Genomic DNA, 12535 nt, shown 5'->3' on the forward strand with positions numbered 1-12535 from the left:
ATAGGATTTCGGTTTTTGACCCTGAGGTCAAAATGAAACCGGCGAAATACCCCTGTGGCTTGCCCTGGGGATAGTTGGTTTCAAGAAATTCTTTATTTAACGATTTTACTAGGTGAATTTTTGTTAAAAACATAGTTTTACATGGTAAAATTGATGATGAATTGAAAAAACATACTTCCTATACTGTAGAAGAAGCAAAAAGAAAACTTGAGCGCTATTGTATCTATCAAGAGCGATGTCATCAAGAAATTGAAAAAAAGTTATATGATTTGAAAATGACTCAGATAGCTAAAGAGACTATTATGCTACATTTAATTGAACATGATTTTTTAAATGAAGAGCGTTTCTCTAAAAGTTTTGCTAGGGGAAAGTTTACCATTAAAAAATGGGGTAAGCAACGTATTGTGAGCGAATTGAAAATTCGAAATATATCAGATTATACTATAAAATCTGCTCTAAAAGAAATTTCTGATGAAGATTATTTTATTACTTTCGAGAAGCTAGCTACTAAAAGATTCTCAGCGATTAAAGAGAAAGATAAATACAAAAAGCGCAAAAAACTTGCAGATTATTTATTGTATCGCGGTTGGGAAAGTGATCTTGTATATAAAAAAATATTAGAATTAATACCCTAAATTAAAGGAAGCACCCACATTGAAATAGGCGCGATTGTGAATTTTCTCTGCGGGCGTTAAATCACCAGTGTCATATTTTGCAATAGGAAATCCAAATTCTGAATACAAACCAAAACCTTCACTAAAAAAGTAACGAATACCTGCATGGCCTCCAAAGTTTTTTAATCCTAAAGATAGACCAGGATAAAAATCAAAATTTTCATCAATATTTAACACACTACTCAAATTAGCATTAAAACGAGCACGAAGATCTATGCGATCGCCAAAATCTGCATCTAATTCTTCTTTTACGCTTAAAGCATAGCTGGTAGAAATACCAATAGAGAAATTTTCTCCTAGACCATAGTCATAAGAAAAATTAATACCAGTGGCGTTATCTTGTAAATTAGCACCTACTTGAAATTTACTGTCTGCTTTGCCAATAAAAGCTTGAGCATTTGTAATAATTGAAAAACCAATTAAAAAAATAAAAATGATAAACTTTTTCATTAGAAAATAATTTGGCGGCAAATATAAGACTTATTAATAATTCAAACTGTTTAAATTTTATTAGTTCTTAATATGGCTTGCTCGTTTTTCCAATCGATCCATTTTTGACCTTTTATACGACGCATTAAGGTGTCGAAACTACGCATTATAAAAACATTATAGATTGCTTTAGATAGATTCTTAGGATTTCTTGCAATTGCTCGTAAACTCATTGAAAATCCAGGAGTAAGATAGCGCATATAATGCCAGTAACCTTCAGGCATGTATAAGGTATAACCATGCTCTAAATTTGCGACATAACCTTTTGCATTCTTTAGGGCTGGCCATTTATTAAAATCAGGATTTGCAAAATCTATATCTTCTCTGGTTATTAATGAATGAGGTACTTTGTATAAATGCTTATTTTGCTGTTGATCAAATAAAATACATTGTTTTTTTCCATGAAAATGGAAATGAAAAATATTGGCAAGATCGATATCATAATGCATAAAGGTATAAGAATCTGTTCCGCCAAAAAACAGCATGGGTAGTCCTTTCATTAGACGTAAACCAAAATCTGGATATGAATAATCATTTTGAAGTTGTGGTACTTCTTTTAAAATATTCCATAGAAAAATCCTAAATTTTGTGGGTTCTTTTTTGAGTAACTCTATATACGCACTCATTTTCATTTTGGCATGAGGTTCATTAAAACCATCTTTATAATCTACAGGTCTATCATCATATAATGGAACAGTTTTATTGCCTGCAATTTCAGCCATATAATCTAGATTCCATTTAGTATATGCTGGCCAGTTTTTGATAAAAGATTTGATCACCAAAGGTTTTTGAGGTTTAAAATAATTTTTTAGAAAATCTTCTTTGGTAATAGTTTCAACCGTGTCTATTTGGGTTAAATTCAATGACATGCAAATACAATTAATAAGCTAACAAATATAATTATTTTTTAAATGAACTTATTTCGTGCAGCGTCTAGAAAGATTATTGAATTATAACCTTTTTAGTTAGAACTTTGTTCTCAGCATTAATTCTCACAAAATAAAATCCTTTAGAAGTTGTAGATAAATCTAATTTATAACTATTAGAAGTAATATTTTTTATTTGTTTAATAAGTTTGCCTGTTATATCAAAAACTTGCAATTGCATTGCTGAACCAAAATAATTGGTTCGAGAAATAGTAAAAATTCCTTCTGAAGGATTTGGATAAATAGTAAAACTTGTTGGTTCTAGTTCTTCTACTGAAAGTACAGCAGAAGCATCAATTTCAAAGTCATCAATAACAACACCCTCTCCATTAAGTGATGCATCAGAAGCAAAAACAAAACGAAACATTACACTAGGCTGATTTGTTAACTCAGTTAGATCATAGCTATATTCTTTTAAAACGGTATCCTTACCCGTCCATTGTTTACCAATAGTGAGCGGTCTATTAGCATTTTGAAAACTACTATTATACCAATTAGGATCATTTGCTGTACCTAACACTTCCCATGTTTGTCCATTATTTGCAGAGTACTGCATATACAACACATCCCATTCATTTTCTATATCAAAAGCCATTTTAAATTTTAAAACAGGATCTTCTAAATTTGCTAAATTATAACAAGGTGAAATTAAATATGATGTAGTTCTATCAGTATAATTACCATCAATATTGGTTACGTAGCCAGATTGTACAATCTCATTAAAATCTGTAGTTGTAGGTTGCCCAATTTCCCAAAGATCATTAGAAGTTGCCCAAATGTCATTATTTACATCACCAAATGTATTAACATACTGAGTTTCGCCTACTCTATTTACTGTGACCGTTATTTGGTTTGTATTGTTAAAATTATTTTCATCATCAATTAATTGAACCGCAGCATTTATGATGTGATTCCCTTCAGATAAAGATGTAAATGATGTTAATTCTATCTCTTTGGTTTCATTAGAATTTATAGTGCCTGTCCAATTAATTGTTTGATTAGCTTCATTATCAATACTATAAGTTAGTATAAGATTGGTAATTGTATTTTGACCATTATTCGTTACCAATACCGATGGTTGAATATTGCCACAACTAAAATTACTTTTAGAATCTATTTTTATAAGATCTAAATCTTTTTGAGGAAAACTTGCAGTTGGAATTGATGATTGCCATACACTTCTTCCAAAAGTAGCTGCTGTAATGATATTGTCATACGGATTAATCTCAATATCTGAGATCGCTACATTAGGTAAGTTTGTTGAAAATACTTCCCAAGCATTTGTGTCGTCATTACGATGATATACACCTAATGCAGTACCCACATAAATTGAATTATTTGTTGAAAAAGGATGGTGTCTAACTACAAATTTTGATTCATTTGGTAATCCCGAAGTAATATTAGAAAATGTTAAACCACCATCGGTAGATTTGAAAACACCGCCACCAGTGTGGCCACTACTTGGTCCAAGAATATTATTTACACCAGTAGTTGTTATCCAAATAATAGTACTATTACTGTTATGTACTTCTATGGCGCTTATATTAACTCCAGACAAGCCTGTTAGGGCTTGAGATCTTGATGTAAATGTTTTGCCTCTATCATTACTAATGTAAAGATTCATTCCGCGAGAAGCGTATATATTATCATTATTATTTGGGTCTATTTCTAGTGTTTCTAAATCACCTCCAAAATTAAAATCAGATATTTGTTTCCAAGTGTTTTCAGTTAATTGATAAATTTGGTCATACCCAGCATATAAGTCGCTCGATTTAGTAGCTACAAGTGGTGTCACCCAATTACCAAGAGTAGGGCCAGAAGTAATAAAACTACTGTTAATACCTCCGTTACTTGTCATGGTAAGATTTTCACCAAACTGTGAAAAACCATAGAATATGTTTTCATTATTTGGGTCTGAAGCTGTGTCCATGCCATCACCGCCATGGTAGTTATTCCACGTATCATTTATTAATGAAAATCCACCATTATCTTGTAAACCACCAGCTAATTTATCAGAGGTTTGTTTAGCAACGGCGATACGATAAAACTGACTTATACCCATAGTTTCAGTGAGGTCAGTAAATGAGTTTCCTAAATTATCTGATATGTAAATCCCACCATCGGTACCTGCATACAATTTATCATTATAAAAACGTAGAAAATGAATATCTGCATGTGTATATTTACTATTTAAATTTCTCCAATCATTTATTTTTGTAAAATTTTGACCTCCATCTGTTGACTTCCAGATATTTAAAACGCCTACAAATAGGGTATTTTCATCAGTTGGAGAAATAGAAAGTGCTAAGTCAAACCAAGCTTGATTGCTTTCAAAAATATTTGTAGTCTCAGCGGTTTTTGTAAAGCTAGATCCGCTATTATTAGATATGTACATGCCTTCGAAAGCCCAATTCTGGCTCGAAGATTTTCCAGCTACTACATATACTTTATTTTCGTTTGCTGGAGTGACTTCAACTCGTAGCGTTCCTAGTGAACTCACACTGGGTAAACCACTAGATATGGTTTGAAAACTACTACCACCATTTATTGAACGATAAAAACGATTACTCGAAACCGCGTAAATTGTATTAGGATTGTTGGGTTTGAGTTTAAAATCTTTAATATGACCCGATAGTTTCTGACTCCAAGAACTACCCGCATTAGTAGATACAAAAAGACCATTACTAGTGGCTACCCAAATTTTATTTGAATTGGTAGGATCAATTACAATTTCATTACTTGATGAAGGATTTCCTAAAATAGCACCTGTACTTTGCCATGTTTGTCCGCCATCTATTGATTTTAAAACTCCAATTGCATAAGAGTCTCCTCCGTCATCGTCACCAGTAGATATATAGATAGTATTTGTGTTATTTTTATCTATTGCAATACCAGAAACTCCAATTTGTGGTAAATCATCTGTAAGAGGTATCCAATTCATGCCAGCATTTGTTGATTTCCAAAGTCCACCAGCTGGGGCACCAGCATATACAATATTTTCATTTGTGGGATCTACAGCAATAGTATTGATTCTACCTTGACCATTTTTACTTGTTTGTTTAAAAGGACCAATAGGTATCCAGTTACTTATTATTTTTGATGATTTTGCAAGTTTATTTTTTTGTTGCCAAGCGTTCCATAAATGTTTAGCAGGAGCAATAGCACCATCTTTTTGTAGATAATGACTCCAACGATATTCCCAACGTTTAAAAGGTTTTAAACCGCTACCTTTTTTACTTGTGTTCTTGTTAGAAAAATATACCTCACCTTTTTTTACCAAAGATTGAAATGTCGAAATTTTAGATGCTTTTTTAGCAGAAGAATTATGCTCCTTAGTCAAGAGCGGTAGCTCTTGAGCGCTAGCAATGAAAATAGTTAAAAATGTAAGTATTAATAATATACTTTTCATGGTCAGTATTAAACGCAAAAATAAACAAACTATTTCATGGAGAGTTAGTTGTTAAATTCTTTTAATTCTTTTTCAAGAAGCTCTTTTTGAATTATATTATTGAGTTTTCCATTTAATGCCGAAAACGCTAAAATAGTATTTGATATTTCATCTTTTAATAATTCGTTTTTTACATTAGTGGTAGAATTTAACTCACTTAAGTTTAATGTATTGTTATATAAGACGTTCAATCTAATTTTAACATCGGGTGATTTGAATTTCTCAACACGTATTGAATCTTTTAGTTGTTGTGCCGCTTCAGCTAAATTTTGTGCATTACTTAAAGCCTTTTGAGGTGTAATATTATAATATTCACTCATTAATGATTCGAGTTCTTTGTACTCTTGCCAATTATCAACAAGTTTTCTGACTTCAGGTGATAAAACTTCTGCGATACTATTGGTAATTTTATTTGAGTTGCCAATTTGCTGTTCAATATTTTGTTCATCATTATTTTGTTCCTTTTGAGGATTTGAACAATTTAAGAGTATGATACAACCTAAAAAAAGATAACTATAACGCATAATAATTAATTAAAACAAAAGTACTATTTATTGTAAACTTATAACTATACTCAACTTTAGTTTTAATTATATTTGTGTGACTAATTAACTTACTAATGTGTAAAAAAATATTGGTGATAGGTGCTTGTGGCCAGATAGGCTCTGAACTTACCATGAAACTTCGAGAAATTTATGGTAATGAGAATGTCATTGCTTCAGATATTATAACTGGCAAAGCAGACATTATGTGGTCTGGTACTTTCGAAATTTTAGATGCCACCGACAAAAAAGAAGTTAGAGATACTATTGAACAGTATAAGATAGAAGAGGTGTATTTAATGGCAGCAATGCTCTCTGGAACTGCAGAAAAATATCCTGATAAAGCTTGGAAACTCAATATGGATTCACTTTTTCATGTTCTAGATCTTGCGAAAGAAGGACTGATTAAAAAAATATTTTGGCCAAGCTCAATTGCAGTTTTTGGACCGACAACCCCTCGAGGAAATACACCACAACATACTGTCACAGAGCCCACAACAGTGTATGGTATTAGTAAGTTTGCTGGAGAGAATTGGTGTAATTATTATAAGCAAAAGTTTGGAGTAGATGTACGAAGTATTCGGTACCCAGGAATTATTAGTTATAAAACATTGCCTGGTGGTGGAACTACAGATTATGCTGTAGAAATTTTTCATAAAGCGCTTTCAGAAGGAAACTATACCTGCTTTTTAAATAGTACATCTCGCTTACCAATGATGTATATGGATGATGCTATAAAAGCGACGATAGATGTAATGCAAGCTGATAAGCAAAATTCCTATAAAGCTTATAATATCGCTGCTGTTAATTTTACTCCAGAAGAAATTGCTAGAGAAATAAAAAAACACTTACCTGATTTTGAAATAAGTTATAAACCAGACTTTAGGCAGGCTATTGCTGATAGTTGGCCACATTCTATAGATGATTCTGATGCAAAAAAAGATTGGAATTGGCAACATACATTCGATTTAGAATTAATGACTAGAGATATGCTCGAAAACTTAAAAAAGTAAACTGTAAGTTTTCCTCTTTTTGCTGTCTAATTTTTAGTAAATACTAGTAAATATGAATGCTATAATTAATGAAAGTTTAGAAAACGCAATGACCTATCAAGAATATAGAGATTTAGTTGCAAAACTACTCAATGATGGTAAAGCAACAGGCAATATTCAAACAGAAGCGTACTTAAATTACAGTAAGTTAGGTAATGCCAGAATGCGCCGCTTAGATAAAACATTTAAGCTTTCAGAGTCAGCACTTAAAAGCATTGAAGCATTTGATAAAAAGCAGACGTGGATTGTTATTACAGAAGGATGGTGTGGTGATGCAGGCCATGCATTACCTGTAATTAATAAAATAGCTGAAGCTTCAAAAAATATAGATGTAAAGATCGTATTGAGAGATGATAATGATGCGTTAATGAATCAGTTCTTAACAAACGGAAGTAAGTCGATACCTAAATTAATTGCTTTAGATAGAGACACTAATGAAGTAATAAATACGTGGGGACCTAGACCTTCTACAGCTACTAAAATGGTAAACCAATATAAAGAAGCTAATGGCGCTTTAGATGCCGAATTTAAAGAAGAACTACAAGTTTGGTATAATAAAAATAAAGGCGAAAATATAGTAGAAGACCTATTGCAAATTATGGCGAGTTAGTTCTTCTAAAAAATCATTAATTGTACTGGCTTTTGTTACTTTAAATTCACCAATTTTTGTTCTTCTAAGTTTAGATAGATAGGCACCAGAATTTAGTGCGACTCCAAAATCATAAGCTAATGAACGAATGTAAGTACCTTTGCTACATACAACTCTAAAAGTTATTTTTGGTAGGTTTATAGTTGTAATTTCGAATTCACTAATCGTTACTTTTCTTGACTTGATCTCTGCTTCTTTACCTTGTCTCGCAAGTTCATAAAGACGTTTACCATCCTTTTTTATAGCTGAAAATATAGGTGGCTTTTGATCTATTTCACCAATAAATTCTTTTGCCGTTAGATGTATTAATTTTTCAGTAATATGATCAATAGAAAATTGTTCATTAATTTCGGTTTCAAGGTCATATGATGGTGTTGTGGCCCCTAAAGTGAATTCACCGGTGTATTCTTTTATCTGTGCTTGATATTGTTCTATTTTTTTTGTGAATTTACCAGTGCAAAGAATCAATAAGCCAGTAGCCAAAGGGTCTAACGTTCCAGCATGACCAACCTTAATTTTCTTTAAATTAAATTGCTTTCGAATCGCCCAACGTAATTTGTTAACTACTTGAAATGAGGTCCATTCTAGCGGTTTGTCAATTAAGATAAGTTGTCCGTTTTTAAAATCTTCGGCAGTCACCTGTGGCGTGTAATTTCAATATCTAATTTGTAAATGAATATATAATGGCAATCAATCCAATGATAGCACAATACATCGCAAAATACGAGAGTTTACTTTTCCTTACTAAAGCAATCATCCAATTACAAGCAAAAAGACCTGCCACGAATGCGGCAATAAAACCTACACCCATAACACCAATTTGAGAAGAATCAAAATTAATATCTCCACCAAGTAAGTCTTTTGCAACTTTTCCGAAAATTAAAGGGACAACCATTAGAAAAGAAAAGCGGGCTGCTTTTGTTCTGTCAATACCTAATAATACAGAGGTAGAGATGGTTGCACCAGAACGTGAAATGCCTGGTAACATGGCTATTGCTTGTGATATACCTACTATAAAAGCATTAGTATAAGATACGTTCTTATTAGTATTCTTTGCCTTATCTGCCAACAGTAGCAGCAAAGCTGTTACTAAAAGCATAAAACCAACAAGCATAATTCTACCTCCAAAAAAAGCTTCTAATTGTTGTTCAAACAATAGACCAATTAGCACGGCAGGAATCATAGAAATAATAATTTTTAAAGAAAATTGTGATTCTTCGTTCCATGTAAATTGAAATAATCCACGTAAGATTTCAATAACTTCTTTTCTAAATACAACTAAAGTGCTTAGAGCTGTAGCAAAATGTAAAACTACTGTGAATGTAAGACTTTCTTCTGGCAGTGAGTCGTCACCAAACAAGGCTTTTGCTAATTCTAGATGACCACTAGATGATACAGGTAAAAATTCAGTTAATCCTTGAATCAATCCTAAGATTAGTGCTTCTAAATAACTCATTAATGCTCTTCTTTCTTCGGATTGGCTAAAATAGCGTAGATTTCAACAATAAAGCCTATAATAACAAGCGTGGGCGCTAAGCGAATACGTCTAAAATTGTAAATTTTCTCATTAAAAATAGTTGGGTCTTCACTCCCGCCACCGGCCATTAGTATAAAACCTACGGCAATAATTAAAATACCTATGAGCATAATGATATAATTACGCTTTCCGAAAAGGAATTCACCTTTTGATTTTTGTTGTTTTTTTTCTTTCGCCATTTTAATAATACAATTCGTCAGTCTTTAAGTTTAAAAAGCGTTGTGTAGCAAAAAAAGCACTAATCCAGGTTATAAAAAGTCCTGCTAAAAACACAATACCAAATATAATTCCTAGATTTTGCAGATCATTTAACAAGTGTAACTCTGGAAAATAATTATTTATATAATATACAGCCACAGCTAAGCCAGCAAGTGCTACTAATGCGCCCAAAACTCCTAGTTTTATACTGTTCAAAATAAAAGGTTTTCTAATAAACCGTTTCGTTGCACCTACCATTTGCATGGTCTTAATAGTGAAGCGTTTTGCATAGATAGATAACCGTATAGAATTATTAATGAGTAGCATAGCTATAAGGGCAAACAGCGTACTAAAAAAAAGCACCCAAATACTTATCGTTTTTACATTTTCGGTAAGTAAATTTATAAGTGGCTTATCGTAAGAAACTTCAGCGACAGCATCATTACTTGTTAATTCTTTTTCGATTTCTTCCATTTTTTCTGGAGTTACATGTTCGGCTTTAATAAAAAGATCTAACGAATTTTTTAATGGATTATAACCAAGAAACTCCATAAAATCCTCACCATTTTCTTTTTTAGCAATCTCAGCTGCTTGTTCTTTAGAGACATACGTTAGCGTTTTGGTGTATTCTTTTTGCTTAAGTGTTTTTTCAAAACCTTCACGCTCTCCTTTGCTAACATCATCGTTTAAAAAAACCGTAATAGATGCCTGCTCTTTAAAATAGTCAGAAACTTTTTTAGTATTTAAAACCAAAAGACCTAATATGCCTATTAGAAATAATACAAAAGCAATGCTCATAATTGCTGAAAAATATGAAGATCGTAATCTGCTTTTTTGATATTTTTCGAATGATTTACTCATATAATTTTTAGCTGATACCTTGGCGCAATATACAAACTTTTACTGCTTTTGTTTTTCTTCTTTTACAAGAATATCTTGGCATAATTCAATTAATACCCCGTTGGTGCTTTTAGGATGTAAAAAAACAACTAATTTATTATCGGCTCCCTTTTTCGGAGTTTTATTCAAGACGATAAAACCTTCAGATTTTAGACGTTTAACTTCTTTTTCTATATTATCAACAGCAAAGGCAATATGGTGAATACCTTCTCCTTTTTTTTCAATGAATTTTGCAATGGGGCTGTTTGGTTTCGTAGCTTCTAGTAATTCTATTTTATTAGGTCCAGATTTAAAAAAAGATGTTCGTACTCCTTCGCTTGCGACTTCTTCTATTTTATAATGTTTCTTGCCAAATAACTTACCAAACAACTCATTAGATTTATTTAAATCTTTAACAGCGATCCCTATATGTTCAATTTTTTTCATTTATCTTGGAGTACAATTACTTTTTCCGCTTTAAGCGGATGCATTATTATTCTCCAAAAATATATAATTTATTAATGGATTTACACGTATTTTTACGGCATGGAAACGAATAGACAAAAAAAGATAGCAGGGGTTTTACAAAAAGATCTCGTAGATGTTCTACAAAGCGCTGCTCGTGACGGAATGAAAGGTGTGTTGATTTCGGTAACTAAAGTTCATGTAACTTCAGATTTATCTCAGGCAAAAATATACTTAAGTGTTTTTCCGAATGATAAGCGTGATACATTATTGCAAGGAATAAAATCAAATGCCAATCTTATTCGTCATGAATTGGCTCAGCGAACACGCAATCAGTTAAGAAGAGTACCAGAATTAATGTTTTTCATTGACGATTCGTTAGATTATATAGAAAATATTGATAATTCCCTTAAGGGAAAGGATAGTGATCCGATAAGAAATCCCGAGATTTTAGATAAACGTAAGAAGATCTAATTGAATTTTCCCTTTTACATAGCTAAACGATATTTATTTGCGAGAACTAGTAATAATGCGATAAATATTATTACAGATATTGCTACCATTGGTGTAATTGTTGGTACCATGGCTTTGTTTATTGTATTATCAGTTTTTTCAGGATTAAAGAATTTTAGTTTAGAATTTATTCGTGTTTCTGACCCTGATTTAAAAATATCTTCTGTAAAAGGAAAATCTTTTTTCTTTAATGATACTATTAACGATATTCTTAAAGATGAGAAGATAGCTTCGTACACAAAAGTAATTGAAGAAAAATCTTTTTTTAGCTATCGTGAAAAACAAAAAATAGCGTATATAAAAGGGGTTGAAGCAAATTACCTCACTGTCAATAATATAGATACTGCTGTTTATTTTGGTGAATGGTTAGATACTGAACTTATTAATGCAGCTGTAATTGGTAATGGTATGTCGTCATCATTATCATTAGGAACCTACGATTTAGTTGAACCTTTAAGAGCTTATACATTTAAACCTGGTAAAGGATATATAACAAATCCTAAGAATGCATTAAATCAGGTGAACTTACAACCAATAGGTGTTTTTAGATTGAATGATGAGATAGATGATAAGTATGTGTTTGCAAATTTAAGATATGTGCAAAGCCTATTGAATTACAAGCCGAATCAGATTTCGGCTATAGAATTACGTCTCACAGCAAATGCAAATAAAAAAGAAGTAATAAATAAACTTACATCCAAATTAGGAGCTGCTTACAAAGTGCAAACGAGGGAGCAGTTAAATGCGGTATTTCATAGAATGATTAATACCGAAAACTTGGTGTCTTATTTAGTGTTTACATTAATTCTAATCATTGCTTTGTTTAATGTGATTGGTGCGATAGTAATGATGATTTTAGATAAACGAGAAAATATTAAAACCTTATTCAACTTAGGTGCTAGTATTCAAGAAATTCGTAAAGTCTTTGTCTTGCAAGGATTTCTTCTTTCTATATTTGGTTTAGTGGTAGGTTTGATTTTAGGTATTAGTATCGTTTTAGCACAGAAATATTTTTCTTTATGGATGATTACTCCCAATCTTGCGTATCCTGTAGCATTTAAATTAACGAATGTTATTGTTGTAATACTTACGATTACTTTATTAGGGTTTTTGGCAGCTAAAATTGCAAGTGCTCGTATTTCAAGTAAACTTATTCAATAATA

14 protein-coding genes are annotated in these 12535 nt (G+C 31.8%); 5 read left to right on the forward strand and 9 right to left on the reverse strand.

Annotation, left to right across the window (positions count from 1 at the left end; all coding sequences use genetic code 11):
- The first annotated feature begins 161 nt into the window (after positions 1–161).
- Positions 162–635 (forward strand): regulatory protein RecX, encoded by a 474-nt coding sequence (locus AC1EUY_RS05905; protein ID WP_480194586.1) that lies wholly within the window; start codon positions 162–164, stop codon positions 633–635.
- On the opposite strand, the gene AC1EUY_RS05910 is transcribed toward AC1EUY_RS05905, so the two are convergent.
- From AC1EUY_RS05910 to AC1EUY_RS05925, 4 genes are all read right to left on the reverse strand, one after another.
- The gene (locus AC1EUY_RS05910) at positions 624–1124 is read right to left on the reverse strand and encodes a DUF6646 family protein (protein ID WP_480194587.1); all 501 of its coding nucleotides are present in this window, start codon (positions 1122–1124) and stop codon (positions 624–626) included. The two genes, AC1EUY_RS05905 and AC1EUY_RS05910, sit on opposite strands and share 12 nt — an antisense overlap.
- 50 nt (positions 1125–1174) lie before the next feature.
- On the reverse strand, positions 1175–2032 hold the full coding sequence (locus AC1EUY_RS05915; RefSeq protein WP_480194588.1) for a cupin-like domain-containing protein: 858 nt from the start codon (positions 2030–2032) through the stop codon (positions 1175–1177).
- A 73-nt stretch (positions 2033–2105) separates the two neighbouring features.
- A complete protein-coding gene (locus AC1EUY_RS05920; RefSeq protein WP_480194589.1) occupies positions 2106–5498 on the reverse strand; it encodes a T9SS type A sorting domain-containing protein in 3393 nt (1130 codons plus the stop codon).
- 44 nt (positions 5499–5542) lie between these two features.
- Complete coding sequence (locus AC1EUY_RS05925) at positions 5543–6061, reverse strand: hypothetical protein (protein WP_480194590.1); 519 nt, start codon at positions 6059–6061, stop codon at positions 5543–5545.
- Between the two features lie 95 nt (positions 6062–6156).
- Between AC1EUY_RS05925 and AC1EUY_RS05930 the strand changes: the two genes are divergently transcribed.
- Together AC1EUY_RS05930 and AC1EUY_RS05935 are read left to right on the forward strand one after the other, a co-directional pair.
- Positions 6157–7092, forward strand: a complete 936-nt coding sequence (locus AC1EUY_RS05930) for an NAD-dependent epimerase/dehydratase family protein (RefSeq protein ID WP_480194591.1) — start codon at positions 6157–6159, stop codon at positions 7090–7092.
- A gap of 52 nt (positions 7093–7144) precedes the next feature.
- Complete coding sequence (locus AC1EUY_RS05935) at positions 7145–7741, forward strand: thioredoxin family protein (protein WP_480194592.1); 597 nt, start codon at positions 7145–7147, stop codon at positions 7739–7741.
- On the opposite strand, the gene truB is transcribed toward AC1EUY_RS05935, so the two are convergent.
- Genes truB through mce form a run of 5 tightly spaced genes read right to left on the reverse strand, consistent with a single transcriptional unit; the run spans position 7718 to position 10841 of the window.
- Positions 7718–8419 carry a tRNA pseudouridine(55) synthase TruB gene (truB, locus tag AC1EUY_RS05940; protein WP_480194593.1) on the reverse strand — a complete coding sequence of 234 codons (702 nt, stop codon included), beginning with the start codon at positions 8417–8419 and terminating at the stop codon, positions 7718–7720. The genes AC1EUY_RS05935 and truB overlap by 24 nt on opposite strands.
- A 22-nt stretch (positions 8420–8441) precedes the next feature.
- On the reverse strand, positions 8442–9236 hold the full coding sequence (locus AC1EUY_RS05945) for an undecaprenyl-diphosphate phosphatase (protein WP_480194594.1): 795 nt from the start codon (positions 9234–9236) through the stop codon (positions 8442–8444).
- Positions 9236–9496, reverse strand: coding sequence for a DUF3098 domain-containing protein (locus tag AC1EUY_RS05950; RefSeq protein WP_480194595.1), 261 nt, complete (start codon positions 9494–9496; stop codon positions 9236–9238). Before AC1EUY_RS05950 ends, AC1EUY_RS05945 begins: the two co-directional genes overlap by 1 nt.
- A 1-nt stretch (position 9497) precedes the next feature.
- Positions 9498–10376, reverse strand: a complete 879-nt coding sequence (locus tag AC1EUY_RS05955) for a cell division protein FtsX (RefSeq protein ID WP_480194596.1) — start codon at positions 10374–10376, stop codon at positions 9498–9500.
- Positions 10377–10415: 39 nt separating this feature from the next.
- Entirely contained in the window at positions 10416–10841 is a 426-nt protein-coding gene (gene mce / locus AC1EUY_RS05960; RefSeq protein ID WP_480194597.1) for a methylmalonyl-CoA epimerase, read from the reverse strand.
- 99 nt (positions 10842–10940) lie between these two features.
- Between mce and rbfA the strand changes: the two genes are divergently transcribed.
- Both rbfA and AC1EUY_RS05970 read left to right on the forward strand, forming a co-directional pair.
- Positions 10941–11333, forward strand: coding sequence for a 30S ribosome-binding factor RbfA (gene rbfA / locus AC1EUY_RS05965; protein ID WP_480194598.1), 393 nt, complete (start codon positions 10941–10943; stop codon positions 11331–11333).
- Positions 11334–12533, forward strand: coding sequence for an ABC transporter permease (locus AC1EUY_RS05970; RefSeq protein WP_480194599.1), 1200 nt, complete (start codon positions 11334–11336; stop codon positions 12531–12533).
- Positions 12534–12535 lie beyond the last annotated feature (2 nt).

It is taken from the genome of Maritimimonas sp. 2210JD6-3 (genome assembly GCF_056591795.1).

Bases quoted from the DNA above. Each gene is read 5' to 3' on its own strand.
- AC1EUY_RS05910 (WP_480194587.1), bottom strand. From the start codon at position 1,124: ATGAAAAAGTTTATCATTTTTATTTTTTTAATTGGTTTTTCAATTATT.
- AC1EUY_RS05915 (WP_480194588.1), bottom strand. From the start codon at position 2,032: ATGTCATTGAATTTAACCCAAATAGACACGGTTGAAACTATTACCAAA.
- AC1EUY_RS05920 (WP_480194589.1), bottom strand. From the start codon at position 5,498: ATGAAAAGTATATTATTAATACTTACATTTTTAACTATTTTCATTGCT.
- AC1EUY_RS05925 (WP_480194590.1), bottom strand. From the start codon at position 6,061: ATGCGTTATAGTTATCTTTTTTTAGGTTGTATCATACTCTTAAATTGT.
- AC1EUY_RS05930 (WP_480194591.1), top strand. From the start codon at position 6,157: ATGTGTAAAAAAATATTGGTGATAGGTGCTTGTGGCCAGATAGGCTCT.
- AC1EUY_RS05935 (WP_480194592.1), top strand. From the start codon at position 7,145: ATGAATGCTATAATTAATGAAAGTTTAGAAAACGCAATGACCTATCAA.
- AC1EUY_RS05945 (WP_480194594.1), bottom strand. From the start codon at position 9,236: ATGAGTTATTTAGAAGCACTAATCTTAGGATTGATTCAAGGATTAACT.
- AC1EUY_RS05950 (WP_480194595.1), bottom strand. From the start codon at position 9,496: ATGGCGAAAGAAAAAAAACAACAAAAATCAAAAGGTGAATTCCTTTTC.
- AC1EUY_RS05955 (WP_480194596.1), bottom strand. From the start codon at position 10,376: ATGAGTAAATCATTCGAAAAATATCAAAAAAGCAGATTACGATCTTCA.
- mce (WP_480194597.1), bottom strand. From the start codon at position 10,841: ATGAAAAAAATTGAACATATAGGGATCGCTGTTAAAGATTTAAATAAA.
- rbfA (WP_480194598.1), top strand. From the start codon at position 10,941: ATGGAAACGAATAGACAAAAAAAGATAGCAGGGGTTTTACAAAAAGAT.